Origin of the sequence: Acinetobacter lwoffii (genome assembly GCF_022809915.1) — a bacterium.
GTDB lineage: Bacteria > Pseudomonadota > Gammaproteobacteria > Pseudomonadales > Moraxellaceae > Acinetobacter > Acinetobacter lwoffii_M.
On record NZ_JALGQY010000021.1, the window covers coordinates 12,663 to 30,150 of the forward strand.

Here is a 17,488-nt window from a genome sequence, read left to right on the forward strand (position 1 = left end):
CAACAGTTCACAAAATTAAAGCAATTATACAAATAATCGGGCAGCTGCTGCCAATTACAAGGCTTGCATCACCTCAGCAAAATTCTGCTTCTCGACCAGTTCCAGAAATTCATCGCCCAGACGCTGACTTTCCGCAATACATTGCTTCCACAGCTGAATCCGTTGGGTTTGATCCAAACCTTTTAAGTTAAAGTCTTTACGATCAGGCAAACGACCCAAAGGCAAACTTTGCAGATATTGCTGCGATGGAGAAAGCAGCAAAGTTCGTGCCTGATTTTCTGGATTTGAGGTACGTTTAAATAACTTGTCGAACCAGCCGGGGGTAATGCTATCGGTAAAATGTGGATACAGCACAATGCCTTTGCTCTGAAAGGGCAGGTCAATGTGATAATCAATCAGGCCACCATCGCGATAATAACCCTGCGGTGCATCCGGAATATTGTTCACCGCTGCCATTACCCCGGGAATAGAGGCTGAAGCCATCAGCCAAGACAACACACTCTGTTCGGTCAGTGCATGATAATGCGTGGTAAATCCATCTTCAGCGATTTTAAACTGTTCACCGATATTGGGCTGGCTGATCACACGTTGCATGAAATAACGGCTGTGCCGGCGCGCGACTGCGGTCGTTCCAAGAATTCCAGCCACAGAAGCCAGCAACGGCAATGCCTTGTCACTCTGGAAAATGTGTTGGGCTTTAATTGAAATGACTGCGAGATGATAATCTGGATGATTGACTAGATCGTTTTCTTTGCCTTGTACCAGATCCAGCAGCATGCCACGGCAAACTTCGCTGACATCCTGACGGGTCATTTTTTTATGAAAATAGAGGTTGGTATACAGCTCACCCAAACGTTCGGTTCCCTGTTGAACTCCATGTGCAGCCATACTGGCAAAACGCCAGCTGCCAATCGAAGAACCCACCAAAGTTCTACGCTGAGGTGCACGTGGAAAAAACTCACCAAAAATCGCCTGATCCAGTCCTTGGATCCCGATGCCTTTTGGGCCACCTGCAGCACCAGGTACAATATCGACCTGTTCGGGTTGCAAACCTTGTTGCAGAATCAGCTCACGTGCCAGATGGCCGGCACGAATCGTCAGCGCAGGCGCACGTTTTTGTAAAATCTGTACCATGGTTGAACCTATACTAGCCAAATATGTGCTTATTTTAAGCGATAGGTCTAAAGACCCAATGGCAAGATATGTCCTAAGGTGACTTTGGAGTCATGCGATGTCCAGAAAATAAAAAACCTGAACAGTGTCAGGTTTTTTAAAAGCTCATTTAGTTATTTCGCAATCCGCCAGACGGCAAGCACACTTGCTAGCACAATCAGAATCACCGACACAAACCACGGTGAAATAATTGCAATCGCCAGCAGAATGGCCATGACACTGCCGAACATCCAGCTACGCTTCTGTTGATGTTCTATTTGCAGGCGCATGCTTTGTAATTCATTGAGCTGTTTGGCATGCCAGGCCGACTGGTTTTTTAAACCGTTTAAGCTGTCGATCATCAGGGTCGGTAAATCCTGTGCCCCTAAAAGCAGATCCGGAATTTTCTGTCCCAGTTCTTTCAGGTTCTTTTGCGGATTCATCTGGGCCTTGATCCAGTCCGTTAGGATCGGTTTGGCCAGACTCCAGATATCCAGTTCAGGATACAGGTCGGTTCCCAAACCTTCGACATGCACCAAAGTTTTTAGCAGTAGCATCAATTGAGGGGGAATTTCCAGATGGAAACGACGCGCGATATCCATCACTTCAATCAGAATGCCGGCAAAGTCCAATTCATGCATCGGTTTGGACACCATCGGCCCCACACTGCGGCGCATTTCACGTGCCAAAGCATCCTGATCAGTCCCCGGTGGAATCCAGCCAGCCTGATGCACCACCTGAATCAGCTGCATAAAGTCACTGTTCATGACCGCCAGTAGCATGCGTGCTACGGTCATCTGGTCGTGTTTGGACAGCTCGCCCATAATCGCGCAGTCCAGCGCAATAAAACGCGGATTGGCTGGATTGATGGTTTCTACAAAGACATTTCCCGGATGCATGTCAGCATGGAAGAAGTTATCGCGGAAGACCTGAGTAAAGAAGATGGTCAGGCCTTTACGCGCCAGATCGGCACGATCCATGCCCAACCGGTCAAAGGTCGCGATATCTGAAATTGGTACCCCGGTAATACGCTCGGCCACCAGAACATCTTTGCTGTCCATGTAAATTTCCGGCACATACATCATGCTCGAGCCGGTAAAGTGATGGCGCATGCGGCGGGTATTGTCTGCTTCCAGCGTCAGATCCAGCTCATTCAGAATAATCTGGCGGTAATCCTGAATGATTTCCGATAAATGTAGGGCACGTGCTGCTTCCAGACGTTTTTCCAGAAATTGACCGAGCCATTCCAGAATTTCAAAATCCTGCAAAATCTGCTGACGAATATTCGGGCGGGTGACTTTAACCACCACTTCACGACCATCATGCAAGGCAGCCGTATGTACCTGAGCAATCGAAGCTGCAGCCAGTGGCTGGGTATCGAAACGCGCGAATAGGGTATTTACATCAGCTTTCAGGGATTCCTGAATGCGCATCTTGGCTACGTCATTATCAAACGGCTTGACCCGGTCTTGTAGCAAGACCAGTTGCTGTAAAACTTCAGGTGGAATCAGGTCACGACGGGTCGAGAGCAGTTGACCGAGCTTGATCGCCAACGGCCCCATTTCTTCTAAAGCCAGTTTCAGCTTGAGCGGATTTTTACGTTCACGACTGGACCAGGCAGCCGGATGCATCCGGATGAGGGACAGTACATGCCGGGATTTTTCTGGTAATTCTTCCGCAGGAAACAACGTGTCGAGTCGATAGTGCGCGGCGATGCGCCAAAGTTCGAGTAAACGTGAAACATGCGGAATCATAAAGCTGTGTACCTAGTCTTGAGTAGAATTGTTTGAGGCATCGATTTGAGCCTGAAGCTGATGGATTTTCGCTTCAACCCGATCTAAATTCTGATTCAGGATACGGGTGTCCTGATTCAGGTCATCCATTTGCCAGCGGGGGGCAAACAGACCGCTGTCTTCTTTTAAGGCATCTTCGGCAAAAAATAATTGACTTTGCAGGGTGCGTTTTAGCTGCTTGGGCAGCAGTTGCAATTTACCAATTTCATGCGCCAGTGTCGGGCCAATCCAGGGGCTTAAGTGCGCCGCCAGATCTAATTCTACCTGTTGCATGATGCGCTGGATTTCCTGCAATAACTTGTAGTCGCCTTGCAATGGAATATTGCCGACTTCATCGGAAAGCAGCAGCTTGAGTAATTCCACCACATTGCTGACCTGCAAGGTTGCGGTCGCTTCAAGGACTGTCGCGGAACTTGCGTCAAATGGACGTTGTTCAAAGACCGAAGGTGTTTCGGTATGACCGGTTGCCGTTGGTTCCAGACGAACTTTGCTTTCATCAAAAAAAACATCGACCGAAAGCTGCGGCGAGGCGATCACCACCCGCAGCATCTTACCGGACAGAGCATTCAGCTGGAGGCGGGTAATGGCATCCAGATCAATGATATGATGAATCACGCGTTCAACAGCACCGAGTGCCAGAATTGACCACATAGGCAAGGAACCTTAAAGTTTGAAACCGCGGTGAACCGCAACAATCCCGCCAGTCAGGTTGTGATAGTCACAATTCTGGAAGCCGGCATTTTCCATCATGCCTTTCAGGGTGCGCTGGTCCGGATGCATACGGATCGATTCAGCCAGGTATTTATAGCTTTCTGCATCATTGGCAATGATTTTACCCATGATTGGCAATGCTGTGAACGAATACAGGTCATATAGTTTAGAGAATGGCTCAAACACTGGTTTAGAAAATTCTAGCACTAGTAAACGGCCACCTGGCTTGAGTACACGGTACATCGCAGCAAGTGCCGCATCTTTATCGGTCACGTTACGTAGACCAAAAGAAATCGTTAAAAGATCGAAGCTGTTGTCTGCAAATGGTTCTAAGGTTTCGGCATTGGCCAGAACGAAATCGACATTGGTACAGCCCGCATCAATCAGACGGTCACGACCGACATTCAGCATCGATTCGTTAATATCAGACAGTACCACATGACCTGTCGGACCAACTTCACGGCTAAAGACTTTAGCCAAGTCGCCAGTACCACCCGCGATATCCAGCACATGCTGGCCACGGCGTACACCTGACATATTGATTGCAAAACGCTTCCACAGGCGATGAATACCAAAAGACATCAAGTCATTCATGATGTCGTATTTGCTCGCTACAGAGTGGAACACTTCTGCGACTTTCTGGGCTTTTTCTTCGCTGTTTACAGTTTGATAGCCGAAGTGCGTGGTTGAGCCGACGTTACCCGTATTGGCACCGCGTGGCAGATTATATTTGGGCACAGTACCCGTCACAGGCGTGTCAGTCAGACGTTGTTCTAAAGATTGTTGCTGACCTTGCGGGGTGCCTTGTGGAAGGGGTTCAGTTAAGAATGGGCTCACTTTGTCTGTCTGTTGTGCCGACTCGGGGGTAGGGGTAGGCGTTGTATTTTCATTCGACATTGGAGTCACTCCTAACATATCAATCGGGTTAATCTTGCATTGTCTGCATCATGACAGATTCTAAAGGCTTATTCAGCAATCATGATGCAATTGTTATGAATAATATACAGAAAAATTCACGCTTGGCAGAAATACTCATCGGGTATTTACTGAAACGGTAGCGGATCGCCAGAATGTACTTTCTCGATAATCTGGCGTTCGGTTGCCGTGAACGTGCGTACAAATTTTTCTGCCGATTTGAGTGGCTTCATGGCCAGAAAACCATCCTGCATAAATTCATACATTACCTGAAAGTTATATTTATTCGCCGCGCCCTTACACATTTTAAAGGCGGTATAGACCACAAATGAACGCATGTATTTATCCAGACTCATACCGAGCTGATCCAGCAGAGCCAACTGTTTCAGGCGTGCTTCACCCTGATCCAGCTTCAAATAGGTCAGGCGCATCATCTCGTCAGTTAGCGGTTCATGTGGATGATAATCCTGTAATAACTGAATCGCGACCTGTTCATCCAGTTGTACCGCCAGAATAGCCAGCTCTACGCCTGAGGTGCCGGTTTTAATGGCATTTTCCGGAATAACTTTTTCTGCTTTATGCGCATATTTCATCAGCCGGGCAATCTGTTCTGCCAACGCATCAAAGTCAGCGCCGCCGTAGAGACGGTTCAGGAAATACTCAGACATCAACAGGTTTTGTTTTTCAGCAAAATGGGCGCGATGGGTGCGCTGCATGCGGACTTTCTGCCAGGCCTGCACATCCTGTAAACGGCTTAAAATGTCAGGCCGGGTGTGATAAGCTAGTTGATAATAATGCGCTAACAGATCATCGAGTACGGCAAGTTTGGACATGAGGCTTCAATTATCATTGGAGGATGCAAGAATCTTAGAGGCTGCCGGACAATCCTGCTATGACAAATTGAACAGAGATCGGGCATTTGTATGTCAATCTGTTGTTTAAATAGCCAATTTAATCGTGTGAAAAACGTTGCCAGAGCTATTTTTGCGTTGAAACTCCTCGCTATACTGCAAACAGAATAAAAGATCAGGGTTGAAGATGCGTATGGAACAACCACAATTTCAATTAATGGATGAAGATCAGCTGTCTGTCGAGCTGATTGATGCCCAATATAATTTAAAAAAGACCCGGGGCCAGAAAAATGCCAAAAGTCTGGTGATTCTGGTGAATGGCATTGAACTGGCCGGCAAGGGTGAAGCGGTCAAACAGCTACGTGAATGGGTCGATCCGCGCTATTTGCGTGTGAAAGCCGATAAGCCTCAGCTAGCCGGCCCGAAGCAGACCTTGTGGCAACCTTATGCACGTTTTATTCCTGCCGAAGGCCAGATCATGGTGCTGTTTGGTAACTGGTACAGTGATCTGCTTGGCAGTGCCATGCAAGCTGAAAGCCCGCTGAGTGATGCACAGTTTGATGAATATCTGCAAGAGATGCAGGCCTTTGAACAGGACCTGAAAAATAACCATGTCGATGTGATCAAGGTCTGGTTTGACCTGTCCTGGAAAGTCTTGCAAAAACGTCTGGATGCCATGGATCCGAGTGAAACTCACTGGCATCAACTGCATGGTCTGGACTGGCGCAATCGCAAAGAATATGACACCTTGCAGCGCCTGCGTCAGCGCTTTACCGAGGACTGGTTCATTATTGATGGCGAAGATGAGCAGCAGCGCGACCAGCAATTTGCCCAGTATATCCTGAGTGCCTTGAAACATTGTCCGGATCATCCCGCCAGAGCCAAGGGAAGATGGAAACAGGCCAAGATTCCCGAGCAGTTAAAACATCCTTCCAAGACTCAAGCCCAGCCAGAAGATTACAAACCGGAACTAAAAAAATTAACCGCGAAGGTCGCCAAAGCCATGCGTTCCGATTCGCGTAATGTGGTAATTCTGTTTGAGGGCATGGATGCTGCTGGCAAGGGCGGCGCGATCAAGCGGATTGTCAAAAAACTCGATCCACGTGAATATGAAATTCATACCATTGCCGCACCAGAAAAATATGAGCTGAGCCGTCCTTATTTATGGCGCTTCTGGACCAAGCTGCAAACCGATGATGATATCTGCATTTTTGACCGTTCCTGGTATGGTCGGGTATTGGTAGAACGGGTAGAAGGGTTTTCTAGTCCGGTAGAATGGCAGCGAGCTTATGCGGAAATTAACCGTTTTGAACAGAGCCTGGTCAAGCATCAAACGGTGATTGTGAAAATCTGGCTGGCCATTTCTAAAGAGGAACAGGCAGCACGGTTCAAGGCGCGTGAAGATACACCACATAAGCGTTTTAAAATTACTGAAGAAGACTGGCGTAACCGGGAACGCTGGGATGATTATCTGAAAGCGGCAGCCGATATGTTTGAACATACTTCGACTGAGGAAGCGCCTTGGCACATTATCGCGTCTGATGATAAACATACCGCACGGGTCGAAGTATTAAAGGCTATTTTAAAACAGCTTCAGGCAGAATAATCTGCCTGAAGTAAGAGTGTCTAGAGGGCTGCAAAAATTCAGCTCACCCGGATTTTAACCTTGGGCGACCTGTTTTTGCTGAATACTTTTAGCGGTGCGATAGCAGTCTTGCACATGAGCATCGGCAATTTTTTTCATGACAAAATAACCCAGACTTGCGGCCACCAGCTGACCACCCAGCGGAATGAATTTTGTGACTTGCTTTATGATCACTTTCGCTGCAACATTGTTCAAAGATTTTTTAACTGCCGTACGTGCGACCACCAGTCCGGAAAATTCTACGCCACGTTTACGCAGCTCTTGCCAGTGAATCTGACGGGTTTTCGGATCGTAGACACTGATCTGCTCAGGGGACAGACCGAAGCGGGCATTGATCTCGGGAATCAATTGCGACAAGATACCGACATCAATGACCACGTCCATAAAAGGCACCGGAATCACGGCAGCACCGGCAGAATAGTAGGCGCGTTTTTTGGTGAGTTCCAGGCATTCGTCGCGGATTTGTTCTAAATCTAGGCTCGGATCGAGACGTTCAGGAATTTTATCTAATTTCATGGGCACTACCTAAGCTCTATGTTGTTTTTTTCTATTCAAGCATCTTTAAGATGCTTTTTTCAAAGAAATTTTTCGACTGAAGTGTGGTTTTAAAGTGTCATAGAGCGCTCGGGATGTATAGTAAATAATCTTTATCGTTTTGTAGTAAAAACCATATTCAGCAGTTCAGGGGAACCAATGGCCATCCATGTTATTCAGAGTCAACGTATTGATGTGCTTTTGGATAGTATGCTGCGTATTGTCAACCAGACTGCCCGGAATCCATTTGAGGTGTTACAAACCCGGCACTTTATTGTGCCATCTCCGGCAGTAGAAACTTGGCTGACCCAGAAAATTGCCGAGAAAAAAGGCATTAGCGCCAATACTCAGTTTCATCACCGGATTCGCGCCTTTCAATGGACCTCTTATCAGTGGGTATTGAATGCTCCCAAAGAAGTGGAGCAGGTTCGTGAAGCCAATATTCCGCGCATTATCATCAAATGGCGCGTATTTCAGGCGTTGCGAAAATGCATTCTGTCTGAACAGATTCCTTTAGACGTCGATCATCCGCTGTATTCCATTGTGAAGCGGATTTATGACAGTGCTGACCGGCTGGAGCAAGGTACAGAAAAACAGCTAAAAAAACAGAGCATGCTGTACTGGGTAGCCGAGCAGGTGTCACGTTTGTTCAGTCATTATATGGATTATCGTGGTTATTGCGCGCGTAACTGTCCACCGCAAAGCTGCAGCTGCCCGACCAACTGGCTAGAAGCATGGGGACAGGATATTGCGCTTGATATCGAACAGATGATCTATAGCCCCAAAGATGAAAATGGCCATGAGATGCAGGTGGCGGATTTTGTCAAGATTCAGGCGCGTGAACTGGAAGCCTGGCAACGCTGGTTGTGGCAGCATGTATTTCAGGATGACTATGCCAAAATCCTGGAGATTGAACGCCTGTATTGGGATCGGCTGGAAAATGCAGAGACCCGGGCCCAAGCTCTGAAACGACTGCCGGCACAGATTGTGGTGTTTAGCCTGTTAGAATTGCCACCGAGCCAGCTGGATTTTTTACGCCGTCTGGGCCAGTACATTGATATCTATATTTTTCACTTCAACCCCTCGCAGGAATACTGGGCCGACAGTGTCGATCCGGACTGGAAAGCCAGATTTGATTTGCAGCGGGAAGAGCGCTTTATTCAGCGTTTTGAAAAAACCCGTCAATGTAAACCGAATGATGCGGAAATAAAAGATTTCAGGATCAAGCAGCTGAACTTTAATGCCGAAGACCGGGAATCGCGGCATCCGCTCCTGACCCGATTCGGCAAGCAGGCACGGGATCATTTTTCTCTACTCTCTAAACTGTCTTCGGGGGAAGAGGGTCTCTGGGCCGATGTCTTTGTGGATGAATATCAGGACAGGCTGCTGGCCAAAATCCAGTCGGATATCCTGTATTTGCTCGAGCCCGAGCAGCATCAATATGCTTTAAGCCCTGATGATGATTCGGTACAGATTCATGTCTGTCATTCTTCATTACGTCAGCTGGAAGTTCTCAAAGAACAACTGATTCACTGGCTGGCTCAAGGCAATGAAGAAGCGCCGCGTCAGCCCAGTGATATTCTGGTGTTGACGCCAAGTCTGAAAGAACTGGAACCGGCAATTCGCAGTGTCTTTGCGCCACCTCCGCGTGAGCGTGAAATTGGCAGCAAACGCCTGCAGAAAGATAACCTGTATTTACCGATCCAGATTGCCGGGGTGTCGCGTCTGGATGTCAGCAACGCTTGGCGCGCGGTACTGGGCCGGATTCAGTGGGTACGGCGCCGTTTCAGTATTGAGGACTTCGCCGACTGGCTCAGCCTGAATGCGACCCAGCAGTATTATGGTCTGGACTATAGTCAGGTAGAGCGGATGTTACAATTGCTGACAGATGCTGGCTTCAAGCGTGGATTGGACCAGCAGCATTTACAGCAAAGCCTCAGCGCAGGCGATGAGGATTACCGGTTTAGCTTTAAATTCGCCCTGGACCGTCTGGCGTTGGGTCTGGCGATTCCTGAACATACCCTGTTTCAGGACACCTTGAGTTATGCCAAGGTTCTGACCAGTGATTTTCCCTTGATATCCACCCTGATCCGGATTTATCAAGATCTGGTACAGCGCCGTGACTGGCTGACTTTGCATGAAACCGGACAGCGCACGCCAGTCAAAACCTGGCTGGAATATCTGCGCGCCGATCTGAACGAGTTCCGTGATGCTGGCGTGGAATCGCTCAAAACCGTTGCCGAGATTATCGACAAGCAAATGCGGATGCTGACCTTGGCCGATTATCATGACCAGGATGATCCGCATGCCAGTCAGGAACTGGTGGCACTCAGTCTGCCTCTGCCTTATGTGCTGGAAGAAATTCAGAATACCCTGGAGATGCAGCTGGATCAGGCCGAACCGACCGGGCAGATTACCTTTAGCCAGATCGGCCAGATCCGGCCATTGCCTTATAAACTGGTGGTGATGCTGAATCTGGATAGCGGTAAATTTCCGAGCCGCAATCAACAGTTTCCGTTTGACCTGATGCGCAGTCTGAAGCCGCAACTCGGTGACCGTTCCCGTCTGGATGACGAGCAGGGCGCTTTTCTGGATGCCTTGCTGCTGGCACAGGAAAATCTATGGCTGTTCTACAATGGCTTTGATCTGGAGGATGGTGAGGCCCGCGATCCATCCACTGCCTTGCAGGAACTGGTTCAGCATATTGCGCTGATCTGCCAGTCTGAACAGCCGGATGTCGAAGTCGATCCGATGGTGGATATTCATGGTCTATCGGTCGCTCAACATATCCAGCAGCTTTATCATGTACATCCCTTGCAGCCTTTTGATCCGGCCGGATTCGCAGATATGCAGACACCACGTTATCAGGATCAGTGGTTTGCAGTGGCAGAATATATCCGCAGCGCCGAAGGCAAACGCAGCAGCTGGATTAATGCACATTATCCGGCACTAGAACAAAAAGAAATCCGGGTACTCAAAGGTGATGAATGGATCCGCGATATGATTTTCCCGGCACGTCTATTCCTGAAAAGTGTCGGGGTTTCCACGATTCGCTATGCCGATTTGCCGAGTTCCCGGGAACCCTTATTATTGAACAAGCTGGAACAGTATCAGGTGCGGGATTTCCTGTTACAACAAGAGCAGGAGATTGAGCCAAACCTGATGCTAGACCGTTTGCCGGTGGGCAAAACCCAGCAAGCCACCTGGCTGGGCAGCCAGCAGGAACAGCAGTTATTGCAAGAACGTTTGCTACAGTTGGGCAAAGAACTGACGCCAGTCACCCAACAATCCCTGCAGTTCAGTCCTGAACTGATCATTCATATAAACGTGCCTCAGGTTCCACACAGCAGCTACTGGCTGAGTATGCAATCCTCTTCGGCCTCGGAAAAACGCCGTGCCCAGATCTGGCTGGAGTATCTGCTATGGCTGGCTTACTTGAATGACGATGCACGCTCACCAGAACTGGAGCGCATTGTCATTTTCAGTAATAAAACCCTGAAGTTTTCTGGCTTGAGTTCGAGCAAGGCACATGAGTATTTGCAGCTCTGGTTAAAGGCGTGGGAAATTGGTCAACAGCAGCCGCTGGTCTTGCCGGCAGAATTACTGATGAAAAAAGAGTGGCAGTGGGCCGAGAATGAACAGGGTAAAATGACCATTGTGGAAATGCCGGAATTGCTAAAGGCATGGAACAACAGCTATGAGAGTGCCAAACCTTTGGCTTCGGATGAATCCAGTCTGCTGCATCAAGACTGGCAATTTATTTTGCAGGATCAGGATCCGGATCTGGCCTTGCAAAATTGCTGCCATGATTTTGCTCATGGCCTGTATGCACCAATTCATCAACATCTGGAATGGGTGAAATAGCCGTATGACTTTCTTAAAGCAGCAGACGCAAACAGCCATTTCTACCAATCCGATTCAGGACATGAAGTTTCGGGGCCTACACTGGATTGAAGCCTCGGCAGGCACCGGCAAGACCTATACACTCTCCAGCCTGATGGTGCGGATTTTTCTGGACCAGTATTATCCGCATCAGGTGATTGCGACGACATTTACCCGTAAGGCCACGGCTGAACTGAAAAACCGGGTACGGCTTCGGGTCGAGGAAACGCTGGCCTATATCCAGCGTCATCAGCAGCTCAATTCAGTTGAAATCGCGGCAAAAATCCAGAATGAAACCGACCCTTTATTTCAGCAGGTACTGAAAGATTATGGTTCACGGCTGGATTATGCCCGTCGCCGTTTACGTCTGGTGCTGAACCAGCTGGATGAACTGTTTGTCGGCACTCTGGACAGCTTTAGCCAGAAACTCTTACGTGAATTTGCATTTGAAAGTGGCAAGATTGAACGTGCAGAACTGACCGAAGATCAGGATCTGTATATCCAGCAACTGATTCATGATGTGCTGCGTGACTGGATTCAGCAACAGCCACAATATATGGTCAATCATCTGTATGTTCAAAATCTGCTGAAACCGGTGGAGCATTATACCGGGCTGGTGCGTGATGCCCTGAATTTCAGCAAGCAGCATTTCCGCAAGATCGAACTGGCTGAATGTGACCTGAACAAATTGGAAGCCTGCATCAGTCAATTAGTGATTATTCAGGAGCATGATCTTGCCGTCATGCGGCGTTATTGTCAGGAAAATCCGAAGTATTTTCACAAGAGTTTTTTGACCAAGTTAACCGAAATTTGTGAAAACTTTATGACCTGGAGCGCAGCCCTGAAAAATCAGGGTGGCATGAGTTTCTTTGATGCTGAATTGCAGCCGATTTTACTGAATCTGTGCCATTTGCGCCGCAAGAAAACCGATTTCCAGCCGACCACTCAGGTCTTTAACAAAAGCTGTCCGGATGCAGAGCAGCAGCTGATTTTGCAACATAGTCTGATCGTGGCAATTGATGCGCTGTGTGAGGTCAAACAGTATCTGGATGAGCAGCTGCAACAGCTTACGACCTATCTGGAATTTCATATTATTCAAAGTGTGCAGACCCGTTTGCCACAAACCTTGCAGCAGCAGGGTGAAACCACTTTTTCCCAGCAAATTCGTACATTGGCGGAAGCATTGCAAGGCCAGCAGGGACAGCGTTTTGCCCAGTTTGTACAGGCACGTTATCCGCTGATTCTGGTCGATGAATTTCAGGACACCAATCAGGATCAGGATGATTTGCTGGCCAAGATCTGGCGTGATGCCAACCGGGTGCAGTCCGGCTGCATGATTATGGTCGGTGATCCGAAACAGGCAATTTACGGTTTCCGTGGCGGCGATATGCTCACCTATAACAAGGCACATGCCGATGTGCTGCATAAACAGGGCCGCGAATATACCCTGATGCAGAACCATCGGTCAGTCAAACCACTCGTAGAAGTGGTTGATGCGCTGTTCCAGCGGCAAATGGATTTTGGCGAACAGGTGCAGTACACCTTGATTCAGGCCGGTAGTCGCCCGCATCCAGATCTGGTCGATATGGGCAGGATCAACCCGCAGCCTTTACGATGGATTCAGCTAGGTGAATCGGACCTGGAGGCAGACCAGGTGGCCTGGAAAATCCGTGCATTGCTGAATCAGTCTGCCCAGCAGCAACTGTACTTTCAGCAGCAAGAGCATCAGCAAAGCCTGAGCGCAGATGATATTGCCGTGTTGGGATTTGGGCATTTTGCTCTGGAACAGGTGAAGCAGCGTCTGCAGCGTATGGGCATTCCCTGCTATAAAGAATCCAAACAGAGCGTGTTTGCCAGTCCAATCGCTCAGGATGTCGCGGCAGTATTGACGGCGATCATGGATCCTTTCAATGAGGCCAAGGTCAAGCGGGCCTTGCTGACTCGTCTGTTGGGCTTCAATCTGAAAAAACTGATCGAATTACAGGAGCAGAGTGAAGGCCTCAGTCGCTATATTGCGGATCTGGATATAATTCGGGAAATGTGGTTTGAGAAAGGCTTTTTGACCGCCTGGAATTATGCATTGAATCTGTTTCAGGTCTGGACCAATCTGGTGGCCAGTCAAAGTCTGGACAATGAGCGGGTAGTGGTCAATCTACGCCATCTGACCGAGATGCTGAGCCAGCAGAGTGAATATTATCAGGGGGCGCAAAAACTCTATCACTGGTATTTGCGCCAGCTTCAGTCACCTTCAGGCAAGGACAGCGAAAAAGAACGCAAGCTGTCTGGGGATCATGGGGTGCAGCTGATGACCATTCATGCCTCCAAAGGGCTGGAATTTAAAGTGGTGTTTTTATTGGGAGCAGATGCTGCTTTTGATGTGCATAAAGGCAATCTGAATTTTTCCCTGTCTGCGCCTGAACAGGACAACATTCTGGAACAATCCCGGGTAATTGCAGTCAATCACAAGAATTTGCATGAGCAGGCGATTCTGCAGAATGCAGCGCGTAATGCTGCCGAAAACCACCGGCTCTGGTATGTGGCGCTGACCCGTGCCAGTCACCGGGTATATGCCATGCTGCAGGACCAGAACGCACAGTCCGATTCCGGGCTAGCCTTCTGGCGTGGTCAGGGAGATCAACTGTTTCAACATGCTTTAAGTCTGGTCGAGCCATCTCTGTCTCAGGAACCACCGCGTCTGGTCGAGCAGTCGAACCATCATCAGATTGACATGCGGGCGCAACCTTTGCCAGAGCGGCAGTTTTATCCGCGAACCAAAACCAGTTTTACGGCTTTGTCACAGCATCAACTACATGGACATATCTTGCAGGACGATCTGGTCACGGCTTCTGAACAGCCCGATAGTGCTGCTGATGAAATTGATTTCACAGGCTTGGAAGAACAGCCAGCAGCCGTGCCCTTAGACTGGATCAAGCTGAATTTTCCTAAAGGTACCGTAGCTGGAACATTCTTGCACAGCATTTTTGAACATATCGATTTTCAGGACAGCAGTTACTGGAATCTGGAAATCCGGCGCCGTTTTAAAAATACCGCACCGCAAATCTGGCAGGAACTGAAAGAAAAATTTGAACAGGCTTTTCATATACGTAGTGTACTGGAACAGGCTTTTTTCCCGCATTATCAGACAGCAGTGGTGAATTTGCGCACTCTGTTTCAGGTAGCAGCTCAGACAGATTTCAAAGCCGAGGAATTGCGTCAGAGTATGCAGCGCGTATTGTCCAGCCTGAACTATAAGTTATTGACCGGAATTCGCCTGCATGATCGAAGTGAAGCTTATCGTCAGCAATGGCAGCAGCTGTTTCACTCGGCACAGCAGCTCGAGCGTTCGGCTCTGTTGGAATTTTTAAATCAGTTTCAGGTGTATTTCGATGGGCTGGAGGATGACGCCTTTATCCAGTTTTTTGAACAGGAAATAGCTCAGCTCATACGCTCTGCAAGCACTGAATCGCTGAATGTGGACAGTATTTTCCAGACGGCTTTTGAGGGATTGCTGGACGAGATCACAGAAGATATTTTGCTGAACCTGATGCATGACTGGGTGCGTGATATTCTTATTACCCCGATTCAGGCAGATTTTGCCTTGGCACAGCTGGAGGCTAAACAGTATCTGTCAGAATTTCCTTTTTATCTGTCCTTGACCGATGCCCCTTTGCAGATTCGGCAAATCCATCAGCTTTTTCTCAAACATGACATGGTCATGAGCGATTTTAATGAGGCCAAATCGGCGCGGTATCTGACCGGTTCCATCGATCTGGTGTATTTCGATGGCCAGCGCTACCATATTGCTGATTATAAAAGTAACTTCCTCGGACCTGATCAGCAGCACTATAGTGCTGAGGCGATTCAGCAGAATATGAGCCAGTCCAGTTACTGGTTGCAGGCCGCTCTGTATCTGGTGGCGCTGCATCGGTACCTGAGTGCCAATATGCAGACTTATTCGATCACACAGCATCTGGGCGGCGCAACCTATCTGTATTTGCGTGGAATGAATGGACAGGCGCAGCAAGGAGCTTATCATTGGCAACCGGACTCTGAACTCATAGAAAAACTGGATCAAATATTGGGCTATTTTGAGCAGAAAAAATCAGCATGATTTTGCGATTTTATAAAATATATAGAGATTAAACAGAAAATTATCCTGTGGATAACTTTGAGGATAACTGTGTGGAAAATGAGCAGAATCACGTGTCGCAGCAAGACTCCAATTTAATGGCCTGGATTGACTATCTGTGTCAGCCTCCATTCAGTACAGCTGTATTTGATCCGACAGCAAAATTATTGATCGAGCAACTGCTTGAAGCGATGCAGGCGGGGGATAGCTGTATCGAGGTTGAGCCTCAGCAGGTTGCCTTATTACATAATCTAGTTCTAGATCGCCATCAACAAAGTACAGGAATTGCACCATTTATTTTTGCAGATCAGCATTTGTATTTGTACCGCTACTGGCAACTGGAACAGGCAGTCGCTACACAGTTGGTACGGATCAAGTCACAAACGGTGACTCCGGTGAATTTAAGCGAGCAAAATCGCAATCTTCTCTCAGATCCACAGCAGAAACTGGCACTGGAAATGGTTGCGCGGCAGGCGCTGAATATTATTACCGGCGGGCCTGGAACAGGTAAAACCTATACCTTGGCGCATATTATTGCTGTGCTGTATGAAGCCTTGCCAAATATCCGGATTGCCATGGCAGCACCTACCGGAAAGGCCGCACAGCGCATGAAAGAAGCACTGCAAAAAGCCTTGCACAGTGAAGCGTTACAACAGTTTGAGCTAGAACAATTAAAACAGTTACAACCGGTCACCCTGCATCGCTTATTGGGTCTGGGCACTCGCGGACAGCCACGCTTTCATGCCAAGCAGCCTCTGCCTTATGATGTGATCGTGGTCGACGAAGCCTCGATGCTGGATTTAAACCTGTCACAGATGTTACTGGCCTCCGTACCGTCTCATGCACGGCTGATTTTACTCGGTGATGCAGATCAGCTGGCCTCTGTGGATGTGGGAACGGTATTGGCAGATTTACAGCAAGTAGCGACTCTGGAAGATAACCGGGTCAATTTAATCACCACGCGGCGTTTTGCGCCTGGAGCCAGGATTGGCGCAATGGCGGAGTTTATCCAGCAGAATCATCAGCCTTCTCACGTCTTGCAGAAATTTGAGCAGCAGATTGTGGCAGCCAGTGAGTTACAGGCGATCGATTTGGATCATGTGAAGATCGACCAGTTGCAGTTACAATACCTGCTCGCTGGTGCCGAACAGACCGCGCATAATTTGAATCAGTATTATGACCAGCTGATGTATGGTTATCAGGCTTATGTACAAGCCATAAAAACAGAACGAAACTCAGCTGATTTTGAACACTATGTGCAACAGGTGGTCAAAACTTTTGATGATTACCGTATTTTAACGGCAATCCGTTCTGGTGATCTGGGGCTGCTCAAGATCAATCTACAGATTGAACAACGTTTTTTAGCAGCCCAAGGTCAGTTGAAACAGGGCGACTGGTATGTCGGACGACCCGTCATGATGAGCTATAACGACTATCAGTTGGGCCTGTCCAATGGTGATATTGGTATCTGTTTTTTACGTGAGCAATCTGGTCAACGTCAGTTTGAAGTGTATTTCCCGAGTCTGGAAAAATGGGTATTAGCCACCCGTTTACCTAAAAGTATTGAAACCGCTTTTGCGCTGACCATTCATAAATCTCAAGGTTCAGAATTTTTCCATACGGCAGTGGTACTGGATCAATATGCAAAAAATTTATTGAGCAAAGAGTTGATTTATACTGCAATTACTCGAGCCAAAAAAGTGGTCAGTTTATTGGTAGATTATGATGCTTTTACACAAGCACTTTGTGTTAAAACTACCCGGAAAAGTGGTTTGAGCCAAAAAATCATTGAACAATCTAGTAATTTAATTGGCAAAAATAATCAAATCTTGTAGGTAAAAGCTTACAAGGATTCAGGAAATTGACGCATAGAGCT

The 17,488-nt window shown here is 48.0% G+C and carries 10 protein-coding genes; 4 read left to right on the plus strand and 6 right to left on the minus strand.

Annotated elements, in window-relative coordinates; all coding sequences use genetic code 11:
• Positions 1-54: 54 nt before the first annotated feature.
• The 5 genes from MTX11_RS11185 to MTX11_RS11205 form a co-directional block, all read right to left on the minus strand.
• Positions 55-1,134 (minus strand): patatin-like phospholipase family protein, encoded by a 1,080-nt coding sequence (locus tag MTX11_RS11185; RefSeq protein ID WP_044111761.1) that lies wholly within the window; start codon positions 1,132-1,134, stop codon positions 55-57.
• Positions 1,135-1,286: 152 nt separating this feature from the next.
• Positions 1,287-2,906 carry an ABC1 kinase family protein gene (locus tag MTX11_RS11190; RefSeq protein WP_044111763.1) on the minus strand — a complete coding sequence of 540 codons (1,620 nt, stop codon included), beginning with the start codon at positions 2,904-2,906 and terminating at the stop codon, positions 1,287-1,289.
• A gap of 12 nt (positions 2,907-2,918) precedes the next feature.
• The gene (locus tag MTX11_RS11195) at positions 2,919-3,596 is read right to left on the minus strand and encodes a ubiquinone biosynthesis accessory factor UbiJ (protein WP_243475128.1); all 678 of its coding nucleotides are present in this window, start codon (positions 3,594-3,596) and stop codon (positions 2,919-2,921) included.
• Positions 3,597-3,608: 12 nt separating this feature from the next.
• Entirely contained in the window at positions 3,609-4,553 is a 945-nt protein-coding gene (ubiE, locus tag MTX11_RS11200) for a bifunctional demethylmenaquinone methyltransferase/2-methoxy-6-polyprenyl-1,4-benzoquinol methylase UbiE (RefSeq protein ID WP_004647333.1), read from the minus strand.
• A 146-nt stretch (positions 4,554-4,699) separates the two neighbouring features.
• Positions 4,700-5,404 carry a DUF8198 family protein gene (locus MTX11_RS11205; protein ID WP_004647334.1) on the minus strand — a complete coding sequence of 235 codons (705 nt, stop codon included), beginning with the start codon at positions 5,402-5,404 and terminating at the stop codon, positions 4,700-4,702.
• A gap of 205 nt (positions 5,405-5,609) precedes the next feature.
• On the opposite strand from MTX11_RS11205, the gene pap reads away from it, so the two are divergent.
• Positions 5,610-7,028, plus strand: a complete 1,419-nt coding sequence (pap, locus tag MTX11_RS11210) for a polyphosphate:AMP phosphotransferase (RefSeq protein WP_004729341.1) — start codon at positions 5,610-5,612, stop codon at positions 7,026-7,028.
• A gap of 54 nt (positions 7,029-7,082) precedes the next feature.
• On the opposite strand, the gene MTX11_RS11215 is transcribed toward pap, so the two are convergent.
• The gene (locus MTX11_RS11215) at positions 7,083-7,583 is read right to left on the minus strand and encodes a hypothetical protein (RefSeq protein ID WP_195725230.1); all 501 of its coding nucleotides are present in this window, start codon (positions 7,581-7,583) and stop codon (positions 7,083-7,085) included.
• A gap of 177 nt (positions 7,584-7,760) precedes the next feature.
• On the opposite strand from MTX11_RS11215, the gene MTX11_RS11220 reads away from it, so the two are divergent.
• The 3 genes from MTX11_RS11220 to recD all read left to right on the plus strand — a co-directional run bounded on the left by MTX11_RS11220 (position 7,761) and on the right by recD (position 17,447).
• Positions 7,761-11,465 (plus strand): exodeoxyribonuclease V subunit gamma, encoded by a 3,705-nt coding sequence (locus MTX11_RS11220; RefSeq protein WP_243475129.1) that lies wholly within the window; start codon positions 7,761-7,763, stop codon positions 11,463-11,465.
• 4 nt (positions 11,466-11,469) lie between these two features.
• Positions 11,470-15,594: a UvrD-helicase domain-containing protein gene (locus tag MTX11_RS11225; protein WP_243475130.1), complete on the plus strand. Its 4,125-nt coding sequence runs from the start codon at positions 11,470-11,472 to the stop codon at positions 15,592-15,594.
• 71 nt (positions 15,595-15,665) lie between these two features.
• A complete protein-coding gene (gene recD / locus MTX11_RS11230) occupies positions 15,666-17,447 on the plus strand; it encodes an exodeoxyribonuclease V subunit alpha (RefSeq protein ID WP_243475140.1) in 1,782 nt (593 codons plus the stop codon).
• Positions 17,448-17,488: the final 41 nt, after the last annotated feature.

What these genes read in the sequence shown, in the direction of transcription:
- MTX11_RS11185 (WP_044111761.1), bottom strand. Translation starts at nt 1,134, where the DNA reads ATGGTACAGATTTTACAAAAACGTGCGCCTGCGCTGACGATTCGTGCC.
- MTX11_RS11190 (WP_044111763.1), bottom strand. Translation starts at nt 2,906, where the DNA reads ATGATTCCGCATGTTTCACGTTTACTCGAACTTTGGCGCATCGCCGCG.
- MTX11_RS11195 (WP_243475128.1), bottom strand. Translation starts at nt 3,596, where the DNA reads ATGTGGTCAATTCTGGCACTCGGTGCTGTTGAACGCGTGATTCATCAT.
- ubiE (WP_004647333.1), bottom strand. Translation starts at nt 4,553, where the DNA reads ATGTCGAATGAAAATACAACGCCTACCCCTACCCCCGAGTCGGCACAA.
- MTX11_RS11205 (WP_004647334.1), bottom strand. Translation starts at nt 5,404, where the DNA reads ATGTCCAAACTTGCCGTACTCGATGATCTGTTAGCGCATTATTATCAA.
- pap (WP_004729341.1), top strand. Translation starts at nt 5,610, where the DNA reads ATGCGTATGGAACAACCACAATTTCAATTAATGGATGAAGATCAGCTG.
- MTX11_RS11215 (WP_195725230.1), bottom strand. Translation starts at nt 7,583, where the DNA reads ATGAAATTAGATAAAATTCCTGAACGTCTCGATCCGAGCCTAGATTTA.
- MTX11_RS11220 (WP_243475129.1), top strand. Translation starts at nt 7,761, where the DNA reads ATGGCCATCCATGTTATTCAGAGTCAACGTATTGATGTGCTTTTGGAT.
- MTX11_RS11225 (WP_243475130.1), top strand. Translation starts at nt 11,470, where the DNA reads ATGACTTTCTTAAAGCAGCAGACGCAAACAGCCATTTCTACCAATCCG.